The sequence below is a fragment of the Actinomyces naeslundii genome, assembly GCF_001956585.1.
GTDB classification, from domain to species: Bacteria; Actinomycetota; Actinomycetes; order Actinomycetales; family Actinomycetaceae; genus Actinomyces; species Actinomyces naeslundii.
Window position 1 is genome coordinate 67,335 of sequence record NZ_MSRR01000006.1, and the last position, 26,352, is coordinate 93,686.

The window sequence follows — 26,352 nt, forward strand, 5'->3', positions numbered from 1 at the left end:
GCCCGGGGCCAGCACCCCGAGCCTCCACCGATCACTCGTCCCCCTGGAAGCGAGCCTGTTGTGAAGCTTGAGCTGCGCGGCATCACGAAGGCCTTCGGGCCGCTCGTGGCCAACGACCACATCGACCTGACCGTCGAGCCCGGCCAGATCCACGCCCTCCTGGGCGAGAACGGCGCGGGCAAGTCCACGCTCATGAACGTCCTCTACGGCCTCCATCAGCCCGACGCCGGACAGGTCCTCATCGACGACGAGCCCGTGACCTTCTCCGGGCCGGGCGACGCCGTAGCCGCCGGCATCGGCATGGTTCACCAGCACTTCATGCTCGTGCCCGTCTTCACCGTGGCCGAGTCCGTTGCCCTGGGCTACGAGCCAGTCGGGTCGCTGGGGATCATCGATGCCGGCGCCGCCGCGGCCAAGGTCACCGAGATATCCCGCCGCTTCGGCTTCGACGTCGACCCCAACGCCCTCATCGAGGACCTGCCCGTGGGCGTCCAGCAGCGCGTGGAGATCATCAAGGCCCTGGCCCGAGACGCCAAGGTGCTCATCCTCGACGAGCCCACCGCCGTGCTCACCCCGCAGGAGACCGACGAGCTCATCGCCATCATGCGCGAGCTCAAGGCCTCGGGCACCTCGATCGTCTTCATCACCCACAAGCTGCGAGAGATCCGTGAGGTCGCCGACACCATCACCGTCATCCGCCGTGGCCGCGTGGTCGGCACTGCCGAGCCCACCGCCTCGGCCACCGAGCTCGCCGGGCTCATGGTCGGTCACGACGTCTCCCTGACCGTGGACAAGCCCCCGGCAAAGGCCGGCCAGGAGGCGCTCACCCTGAGCGGCGTGAGCCTCGTCGAGGACGGCACCGTCCTGCTCGACGACGTCGACCTGCATGTGCGCGCCAGCGAGATCCTCGCCATCGCCGGCGTCCAGGGCAACGGGCAGACCGAGCTGAGCGAGGTGATCCTCGGGCTGCGCTCGCCCACCACCGGCGCCATCGCCTTCGACGGCCACGATGTCACCCGCCACGGGGTGCGCCGCCGCCTGCGAGCCGGACTCGGTTTCGTGCCCGAGGACCGTTCCACCGACGGCATGGTCGCCGAGCTCTCCGTCGCCGAGAACATGGTCCTGGACCGCTTCGACGACCCCTCCCTGGGGCGTGGCCCGTCGCTGTCGCCCAGGCGCGTGCACCAGGCCGCCCACCGGATGCGTGAGGAGTTCGACGTGCGCGTCACCGACGTCGACGACCCCATCTCCACCCTCTCGGGAGGCAACCAGCAAAAGGCCATCCTCGCCCGTGAGCTCTCCCGGCCCCTCAAGGTCCTCGTCGCCTCCCAGCCCACACGCGGCCTGGACGTGGGCTCCATCGAGTTCGTCCACCAGCGGCTCGTCGCCGAGCGGGACTCCGGCACCGCCGTCCTCATCATCTCCTCCGAGCTCGATGAGATCTACGCCCTGGCCGACCGGATCGCCGTCATGTACCGCGGGAGGATCGTCGGCACCGTCCCCGCCGACACCGCCCGAGACGCCCTGGGCCTCATGATGGCCGGCACCCCCGCCGAGCAGGCCCTCGACCCTCAGGAGCAGACACGATGAGCACCCCCACCACCGGCTCCAGCACGACACCGACGACTGACCGGCCTGAGGGCCGCTCCGAGCGCGCCCCGGGCGGTCGGCCAGGCAGTCGGCCGGCCAGTCAGGCCGCCCTGCTGCGACAGGTCGCCTCCTCACCGGCCGTCGTCGGGCTGCTCGCGGTCCTGACCGCCCTGTTCCTCAGCTCGATCCTCATCCTCGCGGCTGACTCCGAGGTGCGCTACACCGCCACCTACCTGCTCAATCGCCCCGGCGACTTCCTCCACGCCACCGGATCCACCCTGAGCGAGGCCTACAGCTCCCTGCTGCGCGGTGCCATCCTCGACTGGCGGGCCACGACCACCGTGCGCATGATCCGTCCCATCACCGACACGCTGACCAACGCCACCCCGCTCATCATCGCCGGACTCGGCATGGCCGTCGCCTTCCGCGCCGGCCTGTTCAACATCGGTGGTCAGGGGCAGATGATTCTCGGGGCGATCACGGCCTGCTACGTGGGCATCGCCTGGAACCTGCCGCCCGTGGCCCACCTGCTGCTGGCCGTCGTCGGGGCGGCCCTGGGAGGTCTGGTGTGGGGCGGTATCGCCGGCGTCCTCAAGGCCCGTACCGGCGCCAACGAGGTGATCGTGACGATCATGCTCAACTCGATCGCCGCCCACCTCCTGTCCCAGGTACTCAGCCTCAAGGCCTTCAACGGGGAGGGGGAGACCGGCAACCGCAAGTCTCTGGCCGTGGCCGACTCCGCCCAGTACCCCTCACTGGCGGGCAGCTCCTTCCGTCTCCACGCCGGCTTCCTCCTGGCCCTGCTGGTCGCCGTGGCCGTGTGGTGGCTCATGGAGCGCTCCCGCCTCGGCTTCCAGCTGCGGGCCACCGGTCTCAACGCCGACGCCGCCCGCACCGCCGGCATGAGCGTCCCCTGGGTGACGAGCCTGGTCATGATGATCTCCGGCGCCCTGTGCGGACTGGCCGCCACTGCGCCGGTTCTGGGCACTCAGAAGAGCATGGACGAGTCCGTCGTGGGCTCCATCGGCTTCGACGCCATCACGGTCGCGCTGCTGGGACGCTCCCGGCCCGTGGGAACCGTTCTGGCCGGGCTGCTGTTCGGGGCACTGCGTGCCGGCGGCACCGCCATGCAGGCCGCACCGGGTACCCACATCAAGATCGTCCTGGTCCTGCAGTCCACGATCGTGCTGTTCATCGCCGCCCCGCCCCTGGTCCGGGCCATCTTCCGGCTCCCGGAGCGCCGAGAGTCCCGCGGCGGCGATCCGTCCTCCGCCTCAGTCCCGGCCGCAGCTCCGGCTACGGCGCCCGCCCCGGCCGCTCCCGCCGCGAAGGAGGCCTGAGCCATGAGCGTGTCAACCGCTTCAGCCGAGTCAACCACCCCCGCCGCTTCAACCGATTCCGCCCCCGCGGCCGTCGGGCCCATGAACCTCAAGATCCCGATCACCGGCGTTGTCGTGCTCCTCCTCCAGGGGCTCATGACGCTGGGCGCCCACGGCACGACCACCTTCGGCCTCACCGCCTCCTCAGACCTCTTCCGCCTTGGAAACCCCGTGCTCAACGCGCGCCTGGTCATCCTCGTCACTGCCGGGATCGTCGCCGCGGCCACCGCCATCGCCCTCGACCGGGCCCGGCGTCGCAGCAGGATCCCGACCTGGGCCACCGTTCTCATCGGCGTCGGATTCGTGATCGCCTTCCTGACCTGGGCCGGTGCCGGGCGCAACGGTGTCATCCCGCTGGTGACCATCCTGTCCTCAGCGCTGGGGCTGAGCGTCCCCCTCGTCTACGGGTCGCTGGCCGGCATCATCGGGGAGCGATCGGGCACCATCAACATCGCCATTGAGGGCCAGCTCCTGGGCGGGGCCTTCCTGGGCGCCGTCGTGGCCTCGGCCTGCTCCAGCCCGTGGATGGGACTCCTCGCCGCGCCCGTGGCCGGAGTCCTCGTGGCGCTCCTGCTGGCCCTGTTCGGCCTGCGCTACCGGGTCAACCAGATCGTCGTCGGAGTCGTCCTCAACGTCCTGGTCTCGGGGCTCACCGGGTTCCTGTTCTCCACCTTCCTGTCCTCCAGCCCCAGCCTCAACCAGGCCCTGCGCCTGCCCACCCTGGCGGTGCCCCTTCTGTCCCGGATCCCGGTCATCGGCCCGGTCCTCTTCCGCCAGACGATCCTCGTCTACCTCATGTACGCCGCCGTGGCGATCCTGTCCGCCATGCTCTTCCGCTCCCGCTGGGGGCTGCGGCTGCGGGCATGCGGCGAGCACCCCAAGGCCGCCGACACCGTCGGCATCAAGGTGATGCGCACTCGCGTGGCCAACCTCGCCCTGGCCGGGGCGCTGGCGGGGCTGGGCGGCGCCTTCTTCACCGTCGGCTCGGGACTGTCCTTCGACAACGACATGACCGCAGGCAACGGCTACATCGCCCTGGCCGCCATGATCCTGGGCGCCTGGCGGCCCCTGGGGTCCCTGGGGGCGGCGCTGCTCTTCGGCTTCGCCACCTCCGTGGCCCAGACCCTGCCGGTCATCGGCAGCTCCGTCTCACCCGACATCATCTCGATGATCCCCTACATCGTCACGATCCTGGCAGTGGCAGGATTCGTGGGCAAGGTGCGTGCGCCCGCCGCCGAGGGGGTGCCCTACCCGTGACCAGTCCCGCCGGCCCCCGGAGAGCAGACCAGTGAACCCGACCGTGCCCCCACCTGTCACCCCCGGCGCCCTCACCGGTGCCGACTGGCAGAACCTGCACGACCTCGCCGTCGAGGCCATGACTCACGCCTACGCCCCCTACTCCCGCTTCAAGGTCGGCGCCGCCGCCCTGGTCGACGACGGTCGCCTCGTCTCTGGCTGCAACGTGGAGAACGCCGGCTACGGCGTCACCCTGTGCGCCGAGTGCGGCCTCGTCTCCGACCTCGTCCGCACCGGGGGAGGGCACCTGGTCGCCTTCGCCTGTGTGGACGCCGACGGCCGGGCCTGCGCCCCGTGCGGGCGCTGCCGCCAGCTCCTGAGCGAGCACGCCGCCGACGGTATGGTGCTGGCCATGCCCGCCGGGATGATGACCATCGACGAGGTCCTGCCCGACCGCTTCACCGCCGCCGACGTCGAGCGCGTCGTCGGCGAGCAGAGCTGATACGCAGTTGACGCAGAGCCGACGACCAGCCGCCTGATGCGCAGCTGACGAGCCGAGATGAGGAGAGCCCCGTGACCGTTCCCGCCGCCCCGTCGGCCGTCGAGCCCTTCGACGCCGTCGACGTCATCGCCGCCAAGCGCGACGGCGCCGCCCTGACCGACGCCCAGATCGACTGGGTGGTGGACGCCTACACCCGTGGCGTCGTCGCCGAGGAGCAGATGAGCGCGCTGGCCATGGCCATCTACCTGCGCGGCATGAGCCGGGCCGAGATCGCCCGCTGGACCGGCGCCATGATCGCCTCCGGCGAGCGCATGGACTTCTCCGGCCTCGGACGCCCGACGGCGGACAAGCACTCCACCGGGGGAGTGGGGGACAAGATCACCCTGCCGCTGGCGCCGCTCGTGGCCGTCTTCGGCGTGAGCGTCCCCCAGCTCTCCGGGCGCGGTCTCGGGCACACCGGCGGAACCCTGGACAAGATGGAGTCCATTCCCGGCTGGCGGGCCGACCTCACGGGCGAGGAAATCCTGTCGATGCTCGACGCCGGCGGCCCCGGCGCCGTCATCTGCGCCGCCGGAGCCGGCCTGGCTCCGGCCGACAAGCGCCTCTACGCCCTGAGAGACACCACTGCCACCGTCTCCTGCGTCCCCCTCATCGCCTCCTCGATCATGTCCAAGAAGATCGCCGAGGGAACCGGCGCCCTCGTCCTGGACGTCAAGGTCGGCTCGGGCGCCTTCATGAAGGAGATCGACCAGGCCCGCGAGCTCGCCTCCACCATGGTGGCCCTGGGCACCGACGCCGGCGTGACCACCCGCGCCCTGCTCACCGACATGTCCACCCCGCTCGGGCTCACCGCCGGCAACGCCCTCGAGGTCGCCGAGTCCCTCGAGGTGCTCGCCGGTGGGGGACCGGCCGACGTCGTCGACCTCACCGTGGCCCTGGCCCTGGAGATGTGCGCCGCCGCCGGCAGACCCGTGGGGGAGGACGAGGTCCGCGCCGCCCTGGCCGACGGGCGCGCCATGGACGTCTGGCGCGACATGGTCCGCCGCCAGGGAGGGGACCCGGATGCGCCTCTGCCCCGGGCACCCGAGACCGAGCTCGTCACCGCCCCGGCCGACGGCGTCCTCACCACCCTGGACGCCCTCGCCGTCGGGGTTGCCGCCTGGCGCCTCGGGGCCGGACGCGCCCGTAAGGAGGACCCCGTTCAGGCTGTCGCCGGCGTGACCATGCACGCCAAGCCGGGCGACGAGGTGCACGCCGGCCAGCCGCTGCTCACCCTGCACACCGCCACGCCCGAGCGCTTCACCCGCGCCCGGGAGGCGCTCGCGGGCGGCATCGTCATCTCCCAGGCCGGTTCCTCGCAGGCGGCCGACGCCGCCGCCCGCCGTGAGCGCGGCGTCGTCCTGGAGCGGATCGGATGACCACGCCCCGACCGGTGCAGCCGGCCATCGTCGCCCGGGCCGTCAACTCCCGGCTGCGGGTGGGACGCCTCATCCAGGCGGGCCAGGCCATCACCCTGACCCAGACCGATGCCACCACCTGCGGGCCCACCTGCCTCCTGGCCGCCCGCCTGCTCCTGGCGCCCGGCGAGCGCCGGGCCGTGACGGGTGAGCTCGCCCAGGAGATGGCCACATCGGAGCCCGGTCGGGAGGGTAGGCACCTGATGTCTCTCCTGTCCCGCCACCAGCTGCGGATCCAACGGGCCATGAATGTCCACGGCCTGGGGGTCCTGCCCTGGCCGAAGGCGCTCGGTTCCACGCCCTGGTCCGTGGCCCGGCAGATGACCGAGATCGCTGAGGCCTGTGCTCTTGGCCGCTCGCGCCGCCGTTACACGGTGAGGTGGGTGAGTGACCACGGCCCTGCCTGGGGCAGTGAGGTCGCCTCGATCCGTGAGGTGCTGGCAGGTGGGTTCCCGGTCATCCTGGTCACCGGCGGTCCGCTCGTCCTCGATCACGACGCCGAGGTGGATCCCACTGCGGGGGCGAGGCTGCGCGCCTCCCTGGCGCGAACCCCGGCCGTGCCCCGCCACTACGTCCTGGCCCTGCCCTGGCAGACCATCGAGCAGGACGACCCCGGTGAGGGAAGCGTGCACATCTACGAGCCCTCCAGCGGATCCGTGCGCCCCCTCAACCTGACCGTCCCGTGCGACCCGTACCGCCCCGGCCCCCGCGAGCTCGGCGGCTGGCCCCGCGTCCTCGCCGTCGTCGCTCCCGAAAACAGTTCATGGTGAGAACCAGTTATGCGAGAGTGATATCCATGCCGACACAACGGGTCATGCCGCTCATTACTGTGCGCGATCTTGATGCCGCCATCGAAGCCTATCGTCGCCTCACCGGGATGGAGGTGGTCATGAATCATGGTTGGATTGCAATCCTGTCTCCGCCAGGAGATCGTTCCATTCAAATCAGTTTGATCGCCTCTGATCCCACTGCGCCTGTCAATCCGGCGGTCTCCATCGAGGTGGATGACGTGGATGATGCCTATCAGATTGCTCGGGAGAACGGGTGGGAGATCGTGCATGATCTCGCTGTGGAGGAGTGGGGAGTGCGTCGTTTCTTCTTCCGGGATGCTGACGGAAACGTCATGAACGTCCTTTCTCATCTGTGAATCCAGCATCGCTGGTTTGTCGCGTGGATGTTTTGCCCGCATTAGGCAGGTCAGTCCATGATGGGGTGAACACCGTCGAAAGGAACCCCATGACCGCGCGCGCCCAGATCGCCTCTCTCATCGACCACACCCTCCTCAAGCCCGAGGCCACTGCCGCCCAGGTTGACGCGCTCGTCGCCGAGGCCGCGGCCCTGGGCACCTACAGCGTGTGCGTCTCCCCGAGCCTTCTTCCGCTGAGCCTGCCCGACGGACTGCACCTGGCCACCGTCTGCGGCTTCCCCTCCGGCGCCCACGCCACTGTCGTCAAGGCCGCCGAGGCCGCCGACGCTGCCGCCAAGGGCGCCGAGGAGATCGACATGGTCGTCAACCTCCGCCTGGTCAAGGAAGGCGACGTCGACGCCGTCGAGGCCGATATCCGCGGCGTGCGCGAGGCCTGCCGGGGCTCCGTCCTCAAGGTCATCATCGAGTCCGCCGCCCTCACCGACGACGAGATCGTCTCCACCTGCCGCGCCGCCGAGGCCGCCGGGGCCGACTACGTCAAGACCTCCACCGGCTTCCACCCCGCCGGCGGCGCCTCCACTCACGCCGTCGCCCTCATGCGTGCCACCGTCGGAGACCGCCTCGGCGTCAAGGCCTCCGGAGGTATCCGCACCGCCGCCGACGCCCTCGCCATGGTCGAGGCCGGCGCCAACCGTCTGGGCCTGTCCGCCAGCGCTGCTGTCCTCGAGGGTCTCAGCAACTGAGCTGTCCACACCTTCGCTGCGGACCTGCACCCCGGTATCGACGGAAGGACCGCCTCAACTTGCCAAGTTTCGGGCACCCGAAACTATACTCGGCGCTATGAGAACCATCCCCAGTATGAGTCGCCGCAGCGTCGCGGCGCTCGCCTGTCTCGCCCTGTCCGCACCCGCCCTGGCCGCCTGTGGTCACAGCTCGACCTCAGCCGACGCCTCGGGAACGGTCAAGGCGGTCGCCTCCACCACGCAGATCTGCGACTACATCACTCAGCTCGCCACCGGCGACGCCTCCAGCGATCTCTCCTTCGACCGCACCGGCGCGGACGGCAAGACCCAGCACTTCGGCGCTGACGCCGCCAAGGCCACGTCCCACCTCAAGCTCACCTGCCTGCTGGCCCCCAACGCCTCGGCGCACGAGCACGACATGACCACGGCCCAGTCCAAGGCCCTGTCCGAGGCGGATCTCTTCTTCATCTCCGGCGTCGACCTGGAGCACTTCCTGGACTCCGCCGTCGACTCCACCGGCTTCAAGGGCACCATGGTGGTGACCTCCGGTGTTGCCGGGGCCGCCGACGTCGATGACCTGGCCGCCCAGAAGAAGAAGGAGGAGGCCAAGCCCTACAAGGTCGACCGGGGCAGCGCCAAGGTCGAGGTCGCCAAGTGGCCCTTCCCCCCTGAGGAGGGGGAGAGCGAGCCCGAGTTCCGCTTCGACCCGCACGTGTGGACCTCGCCGAAGAACGCCATCGTCCAGGTCACCAACATCGGTGCCGCCCTGGAGAAGGCCGCTCCCGACCAGGCCGGTGTCTTCCGCAACCACGTGGACGCCTACGTCGCCAAGCTCAAGAAGCTCGATGAGTGGGCGGCCGGCTCCCTGAACTCGGTGCCCCAGGACAAACGGGTCCTGTTCACCAGCCACGACGCCTTCGGCTACTTCAGCAGTGAGTTCGGCGTCAAGTTCGAGGGCGCGGCCCTGTCCGACTTCAACGCCCAGCAGGACGCCACCGCCGACAAGATCAAGGAGACCGCGGACAAGGTCAAGGCCTCCGGCGCAGTGGCCATCTTCGCCGAGAACTCCAACAACCCCAAGTCCGTCCAGAAGGTCGCCGAGGTCGCCGGAGTCAAGGCCGTCATCGGTGACGAGGCCCTTTACGGAGACTCCCTGGGCACCCCCGGCTCCGACGGCGAGACCTACATCGGCTCCATCCTCCACAACGTCTCCAACCTCACCAAGGCATGGGGCGGCACGGTATCCGAGATTCCCGCGGACCTCTCCCAGTGGACCCCCAAGTCATCCGACGTCAAGTGAGAAACCACATGACAGGCCCCCGCGATCCCGCACCCGTCTCGGCTGAGCCGGTCGTCATCCTGGAGGATGCCTCCTTCTCCTACGGCTCCTCCACGGTGCTCACCGGCGTCTCCGGGCAGGTCCCGGCCGGGCAGGCCCTCGCGCTTGTTGGTCCCAACGGCTCGGGCAAGACCACCCTCATGCGTGCCCTGCTCGGCATGGTGAGTGTCAGTGCCGGGCGGGTGCGGGTCAATGGGGCGGTGCCGGGGCGCGCGCCGCGCGGGTCTGTCGGATACGTCCCCCAGGTCAGCGACCTCGACCCCACCTTTCCCGTCACCGTGCGGGAGGTGGTCCAGATGGGCATGTACTCCCAGCTCGGCATCCTGCGGCGTCCCGGGGCCCGGACTCGTCGTCGGGCGATGGAGGCCCTTGAGAGCGTCGGACTGGCCGACCGTGCCGAGCTGCGCTTCGGCACCCTGTCCGGCGGCCAGCAGCAGCGCGTCCTCGTGGCCCGCTGCGTGGCCGCCCGGCCCCGCCTCATCCTCCTCGATGAGCCCTTCAACGGTCTGGACCAGCCCAACCGCGAGGCCCTGCTGTCCATCATCACCGACCTCAAGGAATGGGGCGTCTCCCTGATCATCTCCACCCACGACCTGGTCCTGGCCCAGGAGACCTGCGAGCAGGCCGCCCTCCTGGCCGGGCGGCAGATCGCCTTCGGTCCGCGCGATGAGGTCCTCGTGGCCCGCTACATCGACGAGGCCTACGGAGGTCACGGCACCACCCGGCTGCTGGGGCTGCGATCCGCGGCCGGGGCGGGGGAGTCACAATGAGCGGCTTCATGACGCTCTTCAGCCAGGTCCTCGAGCAGCTGCGCCTGGCAGTCGTCAACGTCCCGGGCATCACCCCCCTTGCGGATGCCCCTTTCCTCTTCCGGCCCCTGGTGATGGTGGTGCTCCTGGGTGTCGTCGCCGGCGTCATCGGTGTCATCATCAACCTTCGCAGCGCCGAGTTCAGTGCTGAGGCCATGGTTCACGCGGTCTTCCCTGGGATCGTCGCCGGCGCAGTCTACTGGGGGATCAATGCGATCATCCCGGCTGCCTCTGTCGTCGCCGTCGCCGCGGCCCTGGTCCTGACCATCGTCTCCCACCGTTCGCGTCGGGGTGAGGCCTCGGAGGCCGGAACTGCCGTCGTCCTCACCAGCTTCTTCTCCATCGGGCTCATCCTGTCCCTGGCCAAGGGCGACATGTCCGGCCAGCTCGAGGCCCTCATGTTCGGCCGGCTCCTGGAGGTCACCGATGAGCGCCTGGCCCAGGCCTTCATCGTGTGCGCCATTGCGCTGCTGCTCATCGTGGCGACCTGGAAGGAGCAGGTCGCCTACGCCTTCTACCGCACCGGTGCCCGTGCCTCAGGGCTGCGCCTCCTCGCGCTCGACCTGGTCCTCAACACCGCCATCGCGGCTGCCGTCGTCTCCGCCTCGACGGCGGTGGGCACTCTCCTTGTCATCGGCTACCTCGTCATCCCAGGAGCGACGGCGCGCATCCTCGTCTCCCGGGTGCGCTCCATGGTCGCGGTCGCTATCGCCGTCGGCGTGGGCGGGGGGTACCTCGGCATGCTGCTCATGACTCTGCCCGAGACCCTCGACAAGCCAATCTCCCCGCAGGCCACCGTGGCCCTGGTCATGACCGCGATCCTCCTCCTCGCGGTCGGTGTCGCCGCTGCGCGCGAGCGGCTCCGCAGGGTGGTGCGGCAGGCTCGCTCAGCACGGCCCGCACCGGCTGCGACGACGGTGTCGAGCGGCGCGGACACGGGAGTCGCCTCAGATGAGGCTGCGGGTGCGGAGGGTGCGGTGGCTCCGACGGCCGAGGGGAGTCGGGCATGAGCGTCGGACTCGACATCCTCCTACTGCCCATCATCGAGGTCGTTCTCATGGGGCTGCTGGCCGGGCTCGTGGGCGCGGTCGCACTGGTTCATCGCCGGATCTTCTTCACCGAGTCACTCACCCACGCGACCTTTCCGGGCGCGATCATCGGAGTCGTGCTGGCCGCCTGGTTCTCGCAGGCGATCCTCGGTCAGCGCGCCGACTTCACCCTCCTGTCCACCCTGGTGCTCGTGGGGGCCGGCGTTATGTGCCTTCCGATGATCTGGCTCATGCGTCGGCTCTCGCAGGTTCCGGGCATGACGTCGCAGTCGGCCGCCGGCGTCGTCCTCACCTTCGGCTTCGCCCTGGGCTACTTCCTTGCCAAGTGGTTCTCCCCGTTACCTCTCAAGGTGGACTCCTTCCTGGCCGGATCCGTCCTCAACGTCAGCCACGTTGACGTCATCGCCGTTGGCGTCGTCCTGGTACTGACCGTGCTTGTGCTCATCGTGGCCGGGCGGTTCCTCACCTTCTACAGCTTCGACCCACTGGGCTACCGGGCCAGCGGGCTGCGCCCCGCCTGGGCCGAGGCCACCGTCATGGTCATGATCACCCTGACCATTGTCATGCTGGTTCCGGCCGTTGGCACGATCCTGCCCATCGCGCTCATCGCTGCGCCCGCGGCCGCGCTGGCCCCGTGGACCGCCACCATGCGGCGGCTGCTGGTGGCGGCCCCGATCCTCGGGGCGGTCACCGCCCTGGTGGGGTTGCTGGTGGCTGTCAGGCTGAGCCTGTCGGCGGGCGGTGTCATCGCCGTGGCCTCGGGGCTGGTCTACGTCATCTCCGCCGTGGCCCACTGGGCTGCGATGAGCAGAGTCCGAGCGCGGATCTCCTTCCGGCGCTGAGGCCTCGGTGCAGGGACGCCCCAGTGGCGCCGCGACGAAGGCTGCGGCGAGGGCGCTGTCGTGGTGCGTCCCCCGACAGAGTCGTCTACCGGCGCCACCGTTGATCGTCGGTCTGCCCAGGAGGATCGGTCCTCGTCAGCGCTACGTCCCCGGCGGCGTCGTAGCAGCGGACCTGAGCAAGCAGATCACCCCGGAGATTATCGACCACACCTCACCCTCCTGACGCTCGGGGCGTCGGAGAGACCCTCGGGAGAAGCGGCTCAGGCGGCGATGCCCAGGACGCCGCGCAGGTCCGCCTTGATGGTCTCCAGGCGCTCGGCGGCCGCTGCGCGCACCTCGGCCACCGGCGTCTCGCCGACAGGCAGGATCACCTCGCAGTAGCACTTGAGCTTGGGCTCGGTCCCGGAGGGGCGCACGACCACACGGTCGTCCGAAGCAGTCACCCACACCAGCCCGTTTGTAGGAGGCAGCGTGCCGCCATTGCCGTCCGAGACGCCGTCGAGCAGATCCACCGTCTTGGTGATCGGGGAGCCTGCAAGCTTGGCCGGAGCCCCGCCCTCGCGCAGACGCTCCATGGTTGCGGTGATGATGCAGAGGTCCTCGACCCTCATGCTCAACGGGCTCGTGGCGTGCAAGCCGTGCTCGCGAGCCAGCCGGTCGAGGAGGTCCTGTAGCGTCCGCCCCTGCTGCTTGAGTACGGAGGTCAGCACCGCCAGCCTCACCGAGGCCGAGATACCGTCCTTGTCCCGCACCGCAGCGGGATCCACGCAGTACCCCAGTGCCTCCTCGTAGCCGAAGACCAGACCCGGCTCCCGGCTGATCCACTTGAAGCCCGTCAGGGTGCGTCGGAATCCGAGTCCGTGGGACTGGGCGATCCGGCGCAGCAACCGGGAGGAGACCACGGAGCACGCCAGGACCCCGTTGCCGGCGAAAGCCGCCAGCTCAGCGGCCTGCTCGCCCAGGAGCGCACCGACCTCATCGCCGGTCAGCTGACGCCAGCCGCCGGGGGCGTCCGCGTCCGGGACGGCGGCCGAGCAGCGGTCGGCGTCGGGGTCGTTGGCGATCACCAGGTCCGCCTCAACCTCCCGCGCCTTGTCCAGTGCCAGGTCCAGAGCCCCGGGTTCCTCCGGGTTGGGGAAGGCGACCGTCGGGAAGTCCGGGTCGGGCTCGAACTGCTCAGTCACCTCGACGACGTCGGTGAACCCGACCCGGGCAAGCACCTCACGACAGGTGGCCCCGCCCACGCCGTGCATTGCGGTCAGAACGATCCTCACCGGGGCAGGGGCCTTCATCCGGGCCGCCTGGGCCGCCCGCTCGACGTACTCCTCACGAATGGCCGGGTCGACCGTCTCCCAGCCCGCCTGCGGGCGCGGCACCGAGGCAATCGGACCGACGGCGTCGATCGCCTGCGCGATCTGCGTGTCATAGGGGGGAACGATCTGGGCTCCCTGGCCCGAGTCGGACACAGCCAACCCGCCCAGGTAGACCTTGTAGCCGTTGTCCTGGGGCGGGTTGTGCGACGCGGTCACCATGACGCCGGCATCAGCCTCCAGGCGACGCAGCGCGAATGCGAGGACTGGTGTGGGGCAGTACGACTCGAAGAGAATCGCCCGCCCGCCCGCGCCTGTGACCACAGCGGCCGTGTCACGAGCGAACTGCTCGGAATTGTGACGGGCGTCGTAACCAATGACGACGCTGAAGCCCTCGCCGACACGGTTCTTGAGATAAGCCGACAGACCCGCGGCGGCTCGAATGACGACGACCCGATTCATCCGGTTGGGACCACCGCCGAGGCGACCGCGTAAACCTGCGGTACCAAAGGTGAGCGTGCCGCTGAAGGCGTCTGCGAGAGCTGCCTGAGCCGCGTCGGACTGCTCACCATGAGATCTGGCGGCAGCCAGGAGCTCAGTGAGCTCGGCGCGGGTGACGGGATCCGGATCGTCCTGGATCCAGGCGTTCACGGCAGCGTCGTCGTACACGTCTACAGGGCCTCGGGTCATATCCGTGACGGTACCGCGATAAAAGTGTTGGAAACGCTCACAATGACTCTCCTCACGGGTGTTTCCAAACACAAGGAGAATCTAGTCACGGTAACTGCAATGCGTGTACGAAATAAGTTAAACCGAATTAATTTTGCAATATGATTCGAGACTATTTTAGAGACGTGAGACATCTGACGATAAGGGGGTGGATGGTCGATGTCAATGCGGCGGGCTGATGCCCGCCGCTCCCAGCACCTCGCCGCACCGGCCGGATTAAGAGATCATGGCCGTATGAGTACACGCAAGTCCTACCACAAGGGACCAGTGGTGCTGCGCGGCACCCAGATCCCCTCCCAGACCACCGACGCGCGGCTGCTGAGCCGTACTGCAGAGGCCGACTGGCTCCACGCCGACCCGTGGCGGGTCATGCGCATCCAGGCCGAGTTCGTCGAGGGCTTCGGTGCTCTGGCCGAGCTGGGACCGGCCATCAGCGTCTTCGGATCGGCTCGCACCAGGCCCGATGATCCCACCTACCAGATGGCGGTGGAGGTCGGTGTCGGACTGGCTCGCGCCGGGTACGCCGTCATCACCGGGGGAGGACCGGGCATGATGGAGGCCGCCAACCGCGGCTGCCACGAGGCCGGCGGCATCTCGGTGGGTCTGGGCATCGAGCTGCCCCACGAGCAGGGCATGAACGACTACGTCGACCTCGGGGTCAACTTCCGCTACTTCTTCGCCCGCAAGACCATGTTCGTCAAGTACTCCGACGGATTCGTCGTCATGCCCGGCGGCCTGGGGACCCTTGACGAGCTCTTCGAGGCCCTCACCCTGGTCCAGACCCGGAAGATCTCCTCCTTCCCCATCGCCCTGGTGGACAGCGGCTACTGGGGCGGGCTGCTCGAATGGGTGCGCACTGCCATGGTCGAACGGGGCATGATCTCCGCGACCGACCCTGATCTGCTGCACGTCGTCGACGGCGCCGAGGAGGCCGTGGACTACGTGGTCGGTGCCGCTCGCCGGCTACGCAATGGCCGAGGTGGGGCGTGAATCGCGTCATGGCGGACACATCCTCGAACGTTGCACCTTGAATGTCGTAGAATATGACAGGTCGCGCGGCGATGTGCCCGCGCAGCACTGACGAAAGGTGAGCACATGGCTGCCATGAAGCCCCGGACCGGAGACGGCCCTCTCGAAGTCGTCAAGGAAGGCCGCGCCATCATTATGCGGGTTCCGCTTGAAGGCGGCGGTCGACTCGTCCTCGAGATCACGGCCGACGAGGTCAAGGAGCTTGGAGAGGCTCTGGCCAACGCCAAGATCTGATCGATCCGGGCGGCCTGGGTACGGCCGGTTCCACGCGGTCCTCGGCGTCGAGGAACCGGCGGCCGGGTCATCCAGCCTCACGAGAGAGGGTCGGACCTGTGACGGGTCCGGCCCTCTTCCTGTGCTCGGCCTTGCCTAATGGCGCGTCATCAGGTCTGGCGCACGGAGACGAGCAGGCCGTCCCCGACGGGCAGCAGCGTCGTCAGCAGCGCCTGGGAGGCGCGCAGCGCCTTGCCGAGCTCGCGGGCGGCCACCGTGGTGACGTCACGGCGGGCCGGGTCGGCCACGTGGTCGTTCCACAGGGCCCGGGTGACGGCCAGGACCCCGCCTCGGCGCAGCATCCGCAGCGCGTTGGAGGCCAGCAGGATCGCATCCTCCGGAGCGACGTCGAGCACGACCATGTCGTAGGAGCGGGCTGCCATCCTGGGCATGACGTCCGAGGCCCGTCCCTGGATGATGCGGGTGCGCGAGGAGGGGTAGCCGGCCCCGTCGAAGGCACGGCGGGCCTCGCGCTGGAGCTCGGGCTCGACGTCGATCGTGGTGAGGACCCCGTCGGAGCCCATGCCTCCCAGTAGCCACAGTCCCGAGACGCCGGTGCCGGTGCCCACCTCGGCCACGGACTTGGCGCCCACTGAGGCGGCCAGCATCTGCAGCGCCGCACCGGTCCCCGAGGACACCGGAGTGATGCCGAGCTCGAGCCCCCGCATGCGGGCCTGGGCGGTGGCCTCGTCCTCCGCCGTGAAGTCCTCGGTGTAGGACCAGCTCAGCGTCTTGTCCGCACTCACTGTGAGCCTTTCTCCTGCTGTGGGGCGCCAGGTGCAGCCCCTCGGCCTCATTGTTCCAGGTGTTCGGCCAGATAGGGGGAAGGGCGGGTAGTCGGGTGAGTCCGCCGGTAGGCGAACCGATGCGGAGCCTACGGGGTCTGACTCCCTATACTGAGCGGCGTGTTCGGCATCTCTGGATCTGAGTTCCTCGTCATCATCCTGGTGGCGGTGGTCGTTGTGGGGCCGCAGCGCTTGCCCGAGTACACCCGCAAGCTCACGCAGATGGTGCGTCAGCTCAGGGTGTTCCTGGACAACGCGCGCAGCCAGATCGCCGAGGAGGTCGGCCCCGAGATGGCTGACCTGGACCTGTCCAGTCTTGATCCGCGCCAGTACGACCCCCGCAAGATCGTGCGCGACGCCCTGGGGGAGGACATCGACGCCATCCGTGAGGACCTCGCTCACCCCTTCAGGACCGTCGGTTCGGCCGCTAAGGAGATCTCCGACGATGCCGCCCAGGCCGTCAACGACGTCGTCAAGCAGGACCGGGCCAACTCGCTGAGCAAGCAGATCGAGGCCAAGCGGGCCGAGCAGAGCTCTGAGAAGGACGCCTCTGACAAGGGCGCTGAGCAGGTCGAGCCGGTCGAGGCTCCTGAGGGTGACACCCCCTCCGAGACTCAAGAGGCTCAGGAGAGCTCCGCGCCTCCGCAGGGGGTGCTCCAGGGGACGAACGACGCCGAGCCCGAGCAGACCGAGCCCGCCGACCAGGCCGAGCCGCTCGAGAGTCCCGAACCGGCTGAGCCTGTCGATCCGGTCGAGCCCAGCGCGCCGGAGTCGGTGGAGGTCCCGACGAGCCTGGTCGAGCCAGGGGCTGATCCCTCAATGGATGCAGCCGATGAGCCCGGTGACGACAGTCATGCCGCTCCGGTGGGCCCTCTGTCTCCGCGAGACATCGTGCGCGCCGCCAACGCCGCCGCTCGAACCCGCGCTGAGGCCGCGCGGGTCGCCGTCGACTTCTGACCTCATCTGACCTCATCGTGCCGGGCAGGACCGGCTATCAGGTGCCGGCTATCAGGCCGGAGTGACTCCCAGGCTCTTGCCCGCCAGGCCTCGGGCGCGGTGGGTCAGACGTTGGGCGACGGCGGACAGCTCCAGGGCCGCGGGGGCGTCGGCAGCCGGCTTGCCGTCGTCGGCCACGACAGCCGGACAACCCGTGTCGGAGCCCTCCCGCAGACGGATGTCCAGCGGCAGCTGAGCCAGGAGCGGGACCTCGTAGCCGAGGGTCTCGCTCAGGGAGGCACTGACGATCGCGCCTCCGCCGGAGCCGAAGATCTCCAGGTGCGAGCCGTCAGGCTGAGGCATGTAGGACATGTTCTCGATGACGCCCACCACCTTCTGGTGCGTCTGGGCGGCGATGAGGCCCGTTCGCTCAGCCACCTCGGCGGCAGCCGTCTGCGGGGTGGTGACCACGAGGATCTCGGCGTTCGGCAGCAGCTGTGCCACCGAGATGGTCACGTCTCCGGTCCCGGGCGGCAGGTCCAGCAGGAGGACGTCCAGGTCGCCCCAGAAGACGTCGGAGAGGAACTGCTGGACGGCGCGGTGCAGCATGGGGCCGCGCCAGACGACCGGCTGCTTGTCCTCGACGAACATGCCGATCGAGATGACCTTCACCCCGTGGGCCACGGGCGGCACGATCATGCCGTCGAGCTGGGTGGGGACCCGGTCCACGCCCAGCATGCGGGGGATGGAGAAGCCGTAGATGTCGGCGTCGACGACGCCCACGCTCAGGCCCTGGGCGGCCATGGCAGCGGCCAGGTTCGCGGTCACCGATGACTTACCGACCCCGCCCTTGCCGGAGGTCACGGCGTAGACCCGGGTGAGGTTGCCCGGCTGGGTGAAGGGAACCACCGGTTCAGCGGCCCCTCCGCGCAGCCGGCGGCGCAGCTCGGCCTTCTGCTCGTCGTTCATGACGCCCAGACTCACCTGCACCCCGGTGACGCCCTCGACGGAGCCGACCTCGCGCTGGGTATCGGCGGTGATCGTGTCCTTCAGCGGGCACCCGGCCACGGTCAGGAGCACCTCGACACTGACCACGCCGTCCTCGGCGATGTCAACGGAGGAGACCATACCCAGGTCGGTGACGGGGCGGCGCAGCTCGGGGTCGATGACCCGGTCCAGCGCCTCCATGACGGCGTCATGAGTCGGTAGAGGCATGGCCTCATCCTAGGGGTGGTACTCGGCGCCTCGACAGGTGGTGCGTCCCACGTGAGAAGGGGAGGCCGTCCTCAGCGGGAGGGGTGGTGACCAGGATGGTTGCCGGTCTCGTCGTCGGCTCCCTCCTGGAACTCCGCGATCTCCTCACGGGTGAGGCGCTCCTCGGCGAGGATCTCGCTGAGCATGTCACGTAGTTCGCTGCGCACGAAGTCGCGGGTGGCGACGTCGTTCATGGCCAGACGCAGGGCGGCGATCTCCCGGGTGAGGAACTCGGTGTCCTCCAGGTTGCGCTGGGCGCGCTGGCGGTCCTGCTCGGCGGTGACGCGGTCTCGGTCGTCCTGCCGGTTCTGAGCCAGCATGATGAGGGGGGCCGAGTAGGAGGCCTGGGTGGAGAAGGCCAGGTTGAGCAGGATGAAGGGGTAGGGGTCCCATGCCCGCTGCACCTTGACCAGAACGAGGTTCGCCACGATCCAGGCGATGACGAAGATCGACATGTAGAGCACGAACTGGGGCGAGCCCATGAAGCGGGCGGTCGCCTCGGCGAAGCGGCCGAATCCGTCGGAGCGGGAGGCCCGGGCGGGGTGGGTCCTGCGCAGCCACCGCAGGCGGCTGTCGGGCAGCGGCTGGTCGAGCTGGTCAGGCATTGGCTCCCCTCTCGATCGTCTCGTCGGTGACGGCCTCGTCGGCCACGCGCCAGTCGTCGGGCATGAGGTGGTCCAGGACGTCGTCGACGCTGACGGCGCCCAGCAGGCGCCCGGCGTCGTCAAGGACCGGCAGGGCCGTCAGGTTGTAGGTGGCCAGCAGGCGCGTGACGGTACCGATGGAGTCCTCGGCTCGCACGGAGTCGACGTCGGTGTCAACGATCGATCCGACCAGCCGCTGGGGGCGCTCGCGCAGTGTCCGCTGGAAGTGGACCACGCCCAGGAACTTGCCGGTGGGCGACTCTAGGGGAGGGCGGCACACGAAGCCGATGGCGGCCAGGGCAGGGGGGATCTCGGCCTTGCGGGACTGGGCCAGGAAGGTCGCCACCGTCGCCTCGGGGGGCAGGATGATCGGCTCGGTGGTCATGAGGCCACCGGCGGTGTAGTCGTCGTAGGCCATGAGGCGACGTACGTCCTCGGCCTCCTCGGGCTCCATGAGGCCCAGGAGCTCGGCGGCCTTGAGCTGGGGGAGGTCGGCGACCAGGTCTGCCGCGTCGTCGGGCTGCATGGCATCCAGGACGTCGGCGGCGCGCCCGGCCTCCAGCCGGGACAGGAGTGCGACGGCGTCCTCGTTGCCGAGCTCCTCGAGGACGTCGGCCAGACGCTCGTCGGTCAGCTCGGCGGCCACGCGCATCTGGCTGTCTTGGGGCAGGTCGCGCATGACGTCGGCCAGGTCGGCCGCCTTGAGATCCTCCAGAGTGGCCAGCAGCGCCGTGGCGCCCTGCTGGTCGGCGCTGGCCGCCAGGCCCGTGACCTCCTCGGGGAGCACCGTGAAGGTCTCCCCACGGCGCAGGCCCAACGGCCCCGTGGAGGCGCGCTGGACGAACAGACGGGTCACCTTCCAGTCCATGCCGCGGTCGCGCTCGATGGCCACGTCCCGCACGGTGACGGTTCCCGATCCGTCGCGCATGGTGACCACCCGGTCCAGCAGCTCGCCGACGACGAGGGTCTCCACGTGGCGCTGGGTGAAGCGGCGGATATTCATCAGACCGGTGGTGATGACGGCGCCGGGCTCGATCGCGGTGACCCGGGACAAGGGCAGGAAGACGCGGCGCCTGCTGGAGACCTCGATGACGAACCCGACTGCTCGCGGCTCCCCACGCATCTGCAGCAGGACGACGACGTCATGAACCTTGCCCACCGCGTCGCCCAGGGGGTCGAAGACGGAGGTACCGATGAGGCGGGCCACAAATACCCTGCTGGTCGTGCGCGTCCTGGTGTTCTCCACAAGCCAAGCCTATGCGCCTGAGGCATGAATGGCTGCTGGCGGGGCGCTGCCGCGTGCCTGCGCGTGCGACGATAGGTCCCATGAGTGCCAATCCGAGTCCGCTGTCCTCCCTGACCTCGTCCAGTGGTGGTGTGATGCCCCAGGGGGAGGAGGTGGCCTCCTTCGCGACCTACCCCGAGGCGCAGAGGGCCGTCGACGCCCTGTCGGATCAGGGCTTCCCGGTACAGCACCTGGCGATCATCGGCACCGACCTGCGTCAGGTCGAGCGCATCACCGGGCGCATGAGCTGGGGGCGCGCGGCGATGTCGGGTGCGATGAGCGGCCTGTGGATCGGGGTGTTCTTCGGCCTCATCATGTCGGTGGCCGGCAGCAACGGGCCTCGGCTCAACTTCTGGGCCTGTGTCCTGCTGGGGGTGCTGTGGGGCATCGTCTTCCAGCTCTTCAGCTATGCCCTGACGCGCGGTCGCCGTGACTTCACCTCGATCAGCCAGGTCGTGGCCTCGCGCTACTCGATCATTGCCGCTCGCGAGGTTCGCGAGGCAGCCCAGGCCCTGGCCGATGTGCCGGGCAACCTCTCGCGCGGAGGAGAGGCCCAGCGCCGTTCCCAGGAGCGTCGTCGGGCCCGGGAGGAGACTTCCGGACCGACGGCCTTCGGCTCGCGCCCCGATGAGCAGCCTCGATTCGGGGTGCGACTGCCTCAGCCCGGCAGCACCCCCCCTGACGTGAGCCCTGCCTCGGCCTCGGTGCCGTCACCCGGCTCTCCGACTGTCCCTGAGGATTACGACCCCTTCCGGCGTCCCTCGCGCCGAGAGCGTCAGGAGGAGTCGGGAGGCCCGACGAGGTCGCAGGACTCCGGCGATGAGCCCGGTTCCGGTGACGATGAGTGACGAGCACTGAGGGACAGGGGATTTCAGCGATGAGCATTCCGGTGGGACTGTCGACCGCCTGTGTGGTTCCCGGCAGCGTTCCCGACACCTTCGCGATCGCCCAGGATCTGGGCTACGACGGCGTCGAGATCATGGTCTGGAGTGAGAAGGCCTCCCAGGACGCCACCCGGCTGGCGGCCCTGGTGGAGAAGTTCGACCAGCCGGTGCTGGCGGTCCACGCCCCTACGCTGCTGGTGACCCGCGGGGTCTTCGGCGTGGACCCCTGGGACAAGGTGGATCGTTCCATCGAGCTGGCCCACTACCTCGAGGCTCCCACCGTGGTGCTGCACCCGCCCTTCTTCTGGCAGACCCGCTACGCGCGCTCCTTCATCGCCGGGGTCGCGCAGCGAGAGGCCACCACGGGCATCCACCTGGCGGTGGAGAACATGTTCACCTGGAGGCCCCGCCACGCCCACTCCACGCGCGACTTCCAGGCCTACTCACCCACCTGGGACCCGGTGGGGCAGGGCTACAAGTCGGTGACGCTGGACATCTCCCACGCGGCCACCTCCGGCTCCGACGCCCTGGCCATGGCCCGTTCGCTGGGACCCACCCTGCGCCACCTGCACCTGACCGACGGCGTGCCCGGCCCCCTGGACGACCACCTGCTTCCCGGGCAGGGAAACCAGGACTGCGCCGGGGTCCTCAGGCACCTGGCGGCCACCGGTTTCGAGGCCGGCGGGGGACAGGTGGTCGTCGAGGTGACCACCCGGTCCATGACGGCCGCTCAGCGCCTGGAGGGGCTCGCCAGCGCGCTGGCCTTCGCCCGCGAGCACCTGGAGGGCGGGGAGCCGGCCCACATCCCCGAGCCGACCCGCAAGCGTTACCGTCGCGGCTGAGGCCTGCTGCTAGCAGTAGGCGGCTTCGTGCTCGAGGTGCGAGACGGGCTCGAGCTGGAGGGTCGCGTGCTGGATCTTGACCGGGAAGTGCTCGGCCACGCAGCTCTGGAGCCGGTCGAGGATCTCCTCGGTGTGACCGTCGCGCAGGCACTCGTCGCGGACGACGACGTGCGCGGTCAGCACCGGCATCCCCGAGGCAACGGTCCACGCGTGCAGGTCGTGGACCTCCTCGACGTGATCGACCCCGAGCATGTGGGTGCGTACCTGCGCCAGGTCCAGCTCCTTGGGCGTGAAGTCCATGAGGACCGCCAGGGCTGAACGCAGCAGCACCACTGCCCGGGGCAGGATGAGGACGGCGATCACGAGGGAGGCCACGGCGTCGGCCCGTGTCCACCCGGTCCGGGCCACCACGGCGGCCGCGATGATGACGCCCACCGATCCCAGGGCGTCGTTGAGGACCTCAAGGAAGGCGGCTTTCATATTGAGGTTGTCGCCGTGTCCGTCATGCCCCCGGCCGCCGGAGAGGACCAGCAGCGCGATGACGTTGGCCGCCAGTCCGATGACACCCATGATGAGCATGCCGGAGGCCTCGACCTGCGGGGCCACCAGCAGGTTGTGGACCGCCTTGAAGGCCACGAACACGCCGACGACGGCGAGCATGCCCGCCTGGAGCGCGGCCCCGATGACCTCGGCCCGGCGCATCCCCCAGGTGGAGCGGTCCGTGGCCGGCCGCATGGACAGGTGCGCGGCGGTTAGGGCCATGATCAGGCCGACGACGTCGGTGAGCATGTGCCCGGCGTCGGCCAGGAGCGCCAGCGAGCCGGTCAGCAGCGCCATGACGATCTCGGCCACCAGGACGGTGACCGACAGGCACAGGGCGACCAGGAGCCGGCCGCGTGAGGCCCCGGCGCCGTGGCTGTGCGAGTGGCCGTGGGAGTGGTTGTGCTGCGCGTGGCTGTCCGGGGCGCTCACAGAGGGTCCTTGCCCTTGCTCGAGGCGTCTGCGGAGATGGTGGCGGACAGGGACTCTGCTGCGGTCAGGACCTGCTCGATGGCCTCGGGGTTCTCGATCCGGCTGACATTGGCCCGCCCGTGGGAGTGGCTGGAGATGAGGCCTGCGCTGCGCAGGATCGCCAGGTGCTGGGAGACAGTCGACTGGGCCAGGCCCAGGTGCTCGGTCAGCTCCACGACCCGGTGCTCACCGCCATGGAGGTGACGCAGGATCGCCAGACGGGTGGCGTCCCCCAGGACGTCGAGCAGGGAGGCCACGGTGGAGGCCTCGTGCACGGCGCCGTGGTCCTGCGAACGATCCTCGGGGAGCAGTCCATGTTTCATCGTCATACGACGATGCTATTCGTGGCTGCCGATGATGTGCAAGGGGTGCAGGCCTGGCCCGGCCGTGTCAATGAGCACCAAATGAGCACCAGGCGAGGCCGCTTAGGCGATGAGGCCGCTCACCCAGGCCTCGACCTCCTCCACGGTGCGTGGCACGTCCTGGGTGAGTCGCTCCACGCTGCCGTCCTCGCGCACAACGACGTCGTCCTCGATGCGCACGCCGGTGCCTCGCATCTCCTCTGGCACCAGCAGGTCGTCCTCGCGGAAGTACAGACCCGGCTCGATGGTGAAGCACATGCCCGGCCTGAGCTCGGCATCCATGTACATCTCGCGGCGCGCCTGCGCGCAGTCGTGGACGTCCAGGCCCAGGTGGTGGCTGGTGCCGTGCACCATCCAGCGGCGGTGGTACTGGCCCTCGGGAGCCAGTGAGTCCGCGGCGCTCACGCCCTCGGGCAGCATCCCCCACTCCTCCAGGCGGGCGGCGATCACCTCCATGGCCGCGGCGTGCACGTCCTTGAAGCGGCAGCCCGGGGTGCCCGCCCGGGCGAAGGCGGCGTCGGCGGCATCGAGGACCGCCTGGTAGATCCGGCGCTGGGCCTCGGTGAAGCGGCCGTCCACCGGGATCGTGCGGGTGACGTCGGCGGTGTAGAGGGAGTCGACCTCGACGCCGGCGTCGACCAGGACCAGCTGGCCGGGCTCGACGGCGCCGTCGTTGTTGATCCAGTGCAGCGTGTTGGCGTGGTTGCCGGCCGCGGCGATCGTGTCGTAACCCAGGCCGTTGCCCTCCTCACGGGCCTTGGCTCCGAAGGCCCCCTCCAGGACCCGCTCTCCGCGCCAGTGACCGCGGGCCCGTGGGATGGAACGGATGAGGTCGTCGAAGCCCGCCTTGGTGGCGGCGACGGCGGCGCGCAGCTGGTCGATCTCCCAGGGGTCCTTGACCAGGCGGAGCTCGCTGGCGGCCTCGGCCAGGCCGGCGTCGACCTCGGTGGCGGTCTGGCCGGTCTCCAACCCGACCTGCTGACGGATGGTGGTCACCAGAGCAGTGACGGCCTCATCGGCCTCGGCGACGACGCGCAGCTGGACCGCGCCGGGGCCCGCGTCCTTGGCCAGGGCGTCAGGCAGGGAGTCGATGTGGGCGCAGCGCATGCCGGTGGCCGACTCGACCTCCTCCAGAGAGGGACGTACTCCCACCCACAGCTCGCCGTAGCGGGGATCGCCGTAGAACTCCTGGCTGGAGCGCGAGGCCCGAGGACGGAAGTAGAGGACTGCCTCGTGCGTCGGGGTGTCCGGGGCCTGCGCAGCAGCCGCCTTGGTGCCCGTTTCCCGGCCGGGTGCAGAGAGGGGCTCCAGGACCAGGACGGCGTCGGGCTCGAAGTCCGTGCCGGTCCCGGCCAGGTGGGCGAAGGCGCTGTGCGGGCGGAAGCGGTAGTCGCAGTCGTTGTTGCGCACCTTGAGCGTCCCCGCCGGCAGCACCAGTCGCTCGCCGGGGAAGAGCGATCCCAGGGCCTCGCGCCGCGCTGCCGCCCACGGGGCCGCCTCGCTGCGGGAGGGCAGCCCCTCAGGACGAGGACCCCAGCCCGAGCCGATGAAGTCCCTGAAGGCCTGGTTATCGGGCTGGCGGGACCGGTTGGACCCACGCGCCGCCAGGGACTGGGGGGCCTCCTGGGAGGAGCTGGGCGTGGAGGCGTCGTCGGAGGGGCGGTCGTCCGCAGGAGAAGTCGATGTCATAGGGGCATCATCGCACCGTCGAGCCGTCGCTGGGGCGGGGAGCGGCACAAGCGGCTGAGGGAACGGTTGAGGCGGCGCTCGAGGAGAACCAGACCTACGAGTCGGCCGGGAAGCGCACCTCCACCTGTCGGCGAGCCTCCTCCAGCGCGGCTATCGCCGCCACCGAGCTGCTGAGTGGGTGCAGCTCGGACTCGTTCGCTCCGGTGCGAACCAGGCGGCAGACCTCGGCCACCTCGTAGGCGAGCTGATGCCCGGGCCCCGGCTCCTTGCGCTCGACCGACAGGTCCTCGCGCCCCTGCGCCCCCTGAGCCGCGTCACCGTTCGCCGTCGGCCCGCGCAGCTCGATCCGCTCGGGCCACTGGCAGTCATCAATGGCCACGACGTCACGGTCCGAGGCGAAGGTAGACTCCGTCCCCGGTGAGGTCTTGGAGTGCAGGCAGACGACCTCCATCCCCGCGTGCTCGCCGGAGTCATAGGACAGGATGACGGTGCCCCGCACGTCGACGCCGGAGCTCAGCAGCTCTCCCGTGGCCGTCACTCGGTCCGGTTCCCCGAAGAGGTGGATGGCCAGGCTGACCGGGTAGATGCCCAGGTCCATGAGGGATCCGCCGCCCAGGGCCGGATCGAAGGCCGGCGGCAGATGTCCGGCCCGGTAGGCCTCCATCCGCGAGGAGAACTGCTCCTTGGACAGCACCACTCGATGCAGCCGGCCCAGCCGAGGAAGGACGTCGCGCAGCCGAGCCACGCCCGGCTCGAAGGCGGAGAGCCATCCCTCCATGAGGAAGCGGCCGGCCCGCCTGGCCGCCTCCACCATCGCGTGGGCCTGGGCGGCCGTCAGCGCGAAGGGCTTCTCCACCAGGACGTGGAAACCGGCCTCCAGCGCCGCGATCGTATGCTCCGCGTGCAGAGAGTTGGGCGAACCCACGTAGACGACGTCGATCGGGGCCTCGGAGTCCGGGCCATGGGCGGCGAGCATCTCCTCAAGCGATGCGTGGGCGTGGGAAATCCCGTGCTCCTGGGCGAAAGCGGCGGCGCGCTCGCGGTGGGCGGAGGTGACAGCCACGATCTGGGCGGCCGGCTCCCGCGAGACGGCCTCGGCGAACCAGCGGGCGATGAAGCCGGCCCCGATCACTCCGAAGCGGACCGGGGCGTCGTCGGTGTGCTGTGCAGCGGGTGCGGTGTTCGTCGTGCGGCTCAGATCACTCATGCCGTCCAGTCTCCCACGC

At 69.6% G+C, this 26,352-nt stretch carries 26 protein-coding genes; 17 read left to right on the top strand and 9 right to left on the bottom strand.

Annotated elements, in window-relative coordinates; translation table 11 throughout:
- The first annotated feature begins 60 nt into the window (after positions 1 to 60).
- The 12 genes from BKH33_RS03365 to BKH33_RS03420 all read left to right on the top strand — a co-directional run bounded on the left by BKH33_RS03365 (position 61) and on the right by BKH33_RS03420 (position 12,093).
- Positions 61 to 1,590 carry an ABC transporter ATP-binding protein gene (locus BKH33_RS03365; protein WP_003781981.1) on the top strand — a complete coding sequence of 510 codons (1,530 nt, stop codon included), beginning with the start codon at positions 61 to 63 and terminating at the stop codon, positions 1,588 to 1,590.
- Positions 1,587 to 2,930 carry an ABC transporter permease gene (locus BKH33_RS03370; protein ID WP_076067924.1) on the top strand — a complete coding sequence of 448 codons (1,344 nt, stop codon included), beginning with the start codon at positions 1,587 to 1,589 and terminating at the stop codon, positions 2,928 to 2,930. The genes BKH33_RS03365 and BKH33_RS03370 overlap by 4 nt, the downstream gene beginning before the upstream one ends.
- 3 nt (positions 2,931 to 2,933) lie before the next feature.
- A complete protein-coding gene (locus BKH33_RS03375) occupies positions 2,934 to 4,226 on the top strand; it encodes an ABC transporter permease (protein WP_003782061.1) in 1,293 nt (430 codons plus the stop codon).
- A 43-nt stretch (positions 4,227 to 4,269) separates the two neighbouring features.
- Entirely contained in the window at positions 4,270 to 4,707 is a 438-nt protein-coding gene (locus BKH33_RS03380) for a cytidine deaminase (RefSeq protein ID WP_043539095.1), read from the top strand.
- 71 nt (positions 4,708 to 4,778) lie between these two features.
- Complete coding sequence (locus BKH33_RS03385; RefSeq protein WP_003782018.1) at positions 4,779 to 6,125, top strand: thymidine phosphorylase; 1,347 nt, start codon at positions 4,779 to 4,781, stop codon at positions 6,123 to 6,125.
- Complete coding sequence (locus tag BKH33_RS03390; RefSeq protein ID WP_076142535.1) at positions 6,122 to 6,934, top strand: hypothetical protein; 813 nt, start codon at positions 6,122 to 6,124, stop codon at positions 6,932 to 6,934. Before BKH33_RS03385 ends, BKH33_RS03390 begins: the two co-directional genes overlap by 4 nt.
- A gap of 44 nt (positions 6,935 to 6,978) precedes the next feature.
- Positions 6,979 to 7,311: a VOC family protein gene (locus BKH33_RS03395; RefSeq protein ID WP_043539093.1), complete on the top strand. Its 333-nt coding sequence runs from the start codon at positions 6,979 to 6,981 to the stop codon at positions 7,309 to 7,311.
- Positions 7,312 to 7,400: 89 nt separating this feature from the next.
- A complete protein-coding gene (gene deoC / locus BKH33_RS03400) occupies positions 7,401 to 8,054 on the top strand; it encodes a deoxyribose-phosphate aldolase (protein WP_003782002.1) in 654 nt (217 codons plus the stop codon).
- A 115-nt stretch (positions 8,055 to 8,169) separates the two neighbouring features.
- Positions 8,170 to 9,354, top strand: coding sequence for a metal ABC transporter substrate-binding protein (locus tag BKH33_RS03405; protein ID WP_003782048.1), 1,185 nt, complete (start codon positions 8,170 to 8,172; stop codon positions 9,352 to 9,354).
- An 8-nt stretch (positions 9,355 to 9,362) separates the two neighbouring features.
- Positions 9,363 to 10,163 carry a metal ABC transporter ATP-binding protein gene (locus BKH33_RS03410; protein ID WP_003782025.1) on the top strand — a complete coding sequence of 267 codons (801 nt, stop codon included), beginning with the start codon at positions 9,363 to 9,365 and terminating at the stop codon, positions 10,161 to 10,163.
- Complete coding sequence (locus BKH33_RS03415) at positions 10,160 to 11,212, top strand: metal ABC transporter permease (protein WP_043539083.1); 1,053 nt, start codon at positions 10,160 to 10,162, stop codon at positions 11,210 to 11,212. The genes BKH33_RS03410 and BKH33_RS03415 overlap by 4 nt, the downstream gene beginning before the upstream one ends.
- On the top strand, positions 11,209 to 12,093 hold the full coding sequence (locus tag BKH33_RS03420) for a metal ABC transporter permease (RefSeq protein ID WP_003782072.1): 885 nt from the start codon (positions 11,209 to 11,211) through the stop codon (positions 12,091 to 12,093). Before BKH33_RS03415 ends, BKH33_RS03420 begins: the two co-directional genes overlap by 4 nt.
- A gap of 260 nt (positions 12,094 to 12,353) precedes the next feature.
- Here BKH33_RS03420 and BKH33_RS03425 read toward each other — a convergent pair whose 3' ends face one another.
- The gene (locus tag BKH33_RS03425; RefSeq protein WP_043539081.1) at positions 12,354 to 14,093 is read right to left on the bottom strand and encodes a phospho-sugar mutase; all 1,740 of its coding nucleotides are present in this window, start codon (positions 14,091 to 14,093) and stop codon (positions 12,354 to 12,356) included.
- Between the two features lie 273 nt (positions 14,094 to 14,366).
- On the opposite strand from BKH33_RS03425, the gene BKH33_RS03430 reads away from it, so the two are divergent.
- Together BKH33_RS03430 and BKH33_RS03435 are read left to right on the top strand one after the other, a co-directional pair.
- Positions 14,367 to 15,122, top strand: coding sequence for an LOG family protein (locus BKH33_RS03430; RefSeq protein ID WP_043539079.1), 756 nt, complete (start codon positions 14,367 to 14,369; stop codon positions 15,120 to 15,122).
- A gap of 105 nt (positions 15,123 to 15,227) precedes the next feature.
- Positions 15,228 to 15,395, top strand: coding sequence for a DUF3117 domain-containing protein (locus BKH33_RS03435; RefSeq protein WP_003782053.1), 168 nt, complete (start codon positions 15,228 to 15,230; stop codon positions 15,393 to 15,395).
- A gap of 149 nt (positions 15,396 to 15,544) precedes the next feature.
- Here the strand turns inward: BKH33_RS03435 and BKH33_RS03440 are convergent, their stop codons facing one another.
- Positions 15,545 to 16,180, bottom strand: coding sequence for an O-methyltransferase (locus BKH33_RS03440; RefSeq protein WP_003782064.1), 636 nt, complete (start codon positions 16,178 to 16,180; stop codon positions 15,545 to 15,547).
- 159 nt (positions 16,181 to 16,339) lie between these two features.
- On the opposite strand from BKH33_RS03440, the gene BKH33_RS03445 reads away from it, so the two are divergent.
- A complete protein-coding gene (locus BKH33_RS03445; RefSeq protein ID WP_076142538.1) occupies positions 16,340 to 17,176 on the top strand; it encodes a twin-arginine translocase TatA/TatE family subunit in 837 nt (278 codons plus the stop codon).
- Between the two features lie 51 nt (positions 17,177 to 17,227).
- Here BKH33_RS03445 and BKH33_RS03450 read toward each other — a convergent pair whose 3' ends face one another.
- The 3 genes from BKH33_RS03450 to BKH33_RS03460 all read right to left on the bottom strand — a co-directional run bounded on the left by BKH33_RS03450 (position 17,228) and on the right by BKH33_RS03460 (position 20,299).
- Positions 17,228 to 18,370, bottom strand: coding sequence for an Mrp/NBP35 family ATP-binding protein (locus tag BKH33_RS03450; protein ID WP_003784649.1), 1,143 nt, complete (start codon positions 18,368 to 18,370; stop codon positions 17,228 to 17,230).
- Positions 18,371 to 18,441: 71 nt separating this feature from the next.
- Positions 18,442 to 19,014 carry a DUF1003 domain-containing protein gene (locus BKH33_RS03455; protein ID WP_003784658.1) on the bottom strand — a complete coding sequence of 191 codons (573 nt, stop codon included), beginning with the start codon at positions 19,012 to 19,014 and terminating at the stop codon, positions 18,442 to 18,444.
- Positions 19,007 to 20,299, bottom strand: a complete 1,293-nt coding sequence (locus BKH33_RS03460) for a magnesium transporter MgtE N-terminal domain-containing protein (protein WP_003784661.1) — start codon at positions 20,297 to 20,299, stop codon at positions 19,007 to 19,009. Before BKH33_RS03460 ends, BKH33_RS03455 begins: the two co-directional genes overlap by 8 nt.
- Positions 20,300 to 20,379: 80 nt before the next feature.
- Here BKH33_RS03460 and BKH33_RS03465 point away from each other — a divergent pair, with 80 nt between their 5' ends.
- Positions 20,380 to 21,186, top strand: coding sequence for a YflT domain-containing protein (locus BKH33_RS03465; RefSeq protein ID WP_003784653.1), 807 nt, complete (start codon positions 20,380 to 20,382; stop codon positions 21,184 to 21,186).
- Between the two features lie 29 nt (positions 21,187 to 21,215).
- Positions 21,216 to 22,064, top strand: coding sequence for a sugar phosphate isomerase/epimerase family protein (locus BKH33_RS03470; RefSeq protein WP_043539709.1), 849 nt, complete (start codon positions 21,216 to 21,218; stop codon positions 22,062 to 22,064).
- 9 nt (positions 22,065 to 22,073) lie between these two features.
- Here the strand turns inward: BKH33_RS03470 and BKH33_RS03475 are convergent, their stop codons facing one another.
- From BKH33_RS03475 to BKH33_RS03490, 4 genes are all read right to left on the bottom strand, one after another.
- Entirely contained in the window at positions 22,074 to 23,036 is a 963-nt protein-coding gene (locus BKH33_RS03475) for a cation diffusion facilitator family transporter (protein WP_003784666.1), read from the bottom strand.
- Complete coding sequence (locus tag BKH33_RS03480) at positions 23,033 to 23,404, bottom strand: ArsR/SmtB family transcription factor (RefSeq protein ID WP_043539710.1); 372 nt, start codon at positions 23,402 to 23,404, stop codon at positions 23,033 to 23,035. Before BKH33_RS03480 ends, BKH33_RS03475 begins: the two co-directional genes overlap by 4 nt.
- A 96-nt stretch (positions 23,405 to 23,500) precedes the next feature.
- Positions 23,501 to 25,126 carry an aminopeptidase P family protein gene (locus tag BKH33_RS03485; protein WP_003784656.1) on the bottom strand — a complete coding sequence of 542 codons (1,626 nt, stop codon included), beginning with the start codon at positions 25,124 to 25,126 and terminating at the stop codon, positions 23,501 to 23,503.
- Positions 25,127 to 25,220: 94 nt separating this feature from the next.
- Positions 25,221 to 26,333, bottom strand: coding sequence for a Gfo/Idh/MocA family protein (locus tag BKH33_RS03490; protein WP_003784660.1), 1,113 nt, complete (start codon positions 26,331 to 26,333; stop codon positions 25,221 to 25,223).
- Positions 26,334 to 26,352: the final 19 nt, after the last annotated feature.

Coding starts and splice junctions, on each gene's coding strand:
- BKH33_RS03370 (WP_076067924.1), top strand. CDS start 1,587: ATGAGCACCCCCACCACCGGCTCCAGCACGACACCGACGACTGACCGG.
- BKH33_RS03375 (WP_003782061.1), top strand. CDS start 2,934: ATGAGCGTGTCAACCGCTTCAGCCGAGTCAACCACCCCCGCCGCTTCA.
- BKH33_RS03390 (WP_076142535.1), top strand. CDS start 6,122: ATGACCACGCCCCGACCGGTGCAGCCGGCCATCGTCGCCCGGGCCGTC.
- BKH33_RS03395 (WP_043539093.1), top strand. CDS start 6,979: ATGCCGCTCATTACTGTGCGCGATCTTGATGCCGCCATCGAAGCCTAT.
- deoC (WP_003782002.1), top strand. CDS start 7,401: ATGACCGCGCGCGCCCAGATCGCCTCTCTCATCGACCACACCCTCCTC.
- BKH33_RS03405 (WP_003782048.1), top strand. CDS start 8,170: ATGAGTCGCCGCAGCGTCGCGGCGCTCGCCTGTCTCGCCCTGTCCGCA.
- BKH33_RS03410 (WP_003782025.1), top strand. CDS start 9,363: ATGACAGGCCCCCGCGATCCCGCACCCGTCTCGGCTGAGCCGGTCGTC.
- BKH33_RS03415 (WP_043539083.1), top strand. CDS start 10,160: ATGAGCGGCTTCATGACGCTCTTCAGCCAGGTCCTCGAGCAGCTGCGC.
- BKH33_RS03420 (WP_003782072.1), top strand. CDS start 11,209: ATGAGCGTCGGACTCGACATCCTCCTACTGCCCATCATCGAGGTCGTT.
- BKH33_RS03425 (WP_043539081.1), bottom strand. CDS start 14,093: ATGACCCGAGGCCCTGTAGACGTGTACGACGACGCTGCCGTGAACGCC.
- BKH33_RS03430 (WP_043539079.1), top strand. CDS start 14,367: ATGAGTACACGCAAGTCCTACCACAAGGGACCAGTGGTGCTGCGCGGC.
- BKH33_RS03435 (WP_003782053.1), top strand. CDS start 15,228: ATGGCTGCCATGAAGCCCCGGACCGGAGACGGCCCTCTCGAAGTCGTC.
- BKH33_RS03450 (WP_003784649.1), bottom strand. CDS start 18,370: ATGCCTCTACCGACTCATGACGCCGTCATGGAGGCGCTGGACCGGGTC.
- BKH33_RS03455 (WP_003784658.1), bottom strand. CDS start 19,014: ATGCCTGACCAGCTCGACCAGCCGCTGCCCGACAGCCGCCTGCGGTGG.
- BKH33_RS03465 (WP_003784653.1), top strand. CDS start 20,380: ATGAGTGCCAATCCGAGTCCGCTGTCCTCCCTGACCTCGTCCAGTGGT.
- BKH33_RS03470 (WP_043539709.1), top strand. CDS start 21,216: ATGAGCATTCCGGTGGGACTGTCGACCGCCTGTGTGGTTCCCGGCAGC.
- BKH33_RS03480 (WP_043539710.1), bottom strand. CDS start 23,404: ATGACGATGAAACATGGACTGCTCCCCGAGGATCGTTCGCAGGACCAC.
- BKH33_RS03485 (WP_003784656.1), bottom strand. CDS start 25,126: ATGACATCGACTTCTCCTGCGGACGACCGCCCCTCCGACGACGCCTCC.
- BKH33_RS03490 (WP_003784660.1), bottom strand. CDS start 26,333: ATGAGTGATCTGAGCCGCACGACGAACACCGCACCCGCTGCACAGCAC.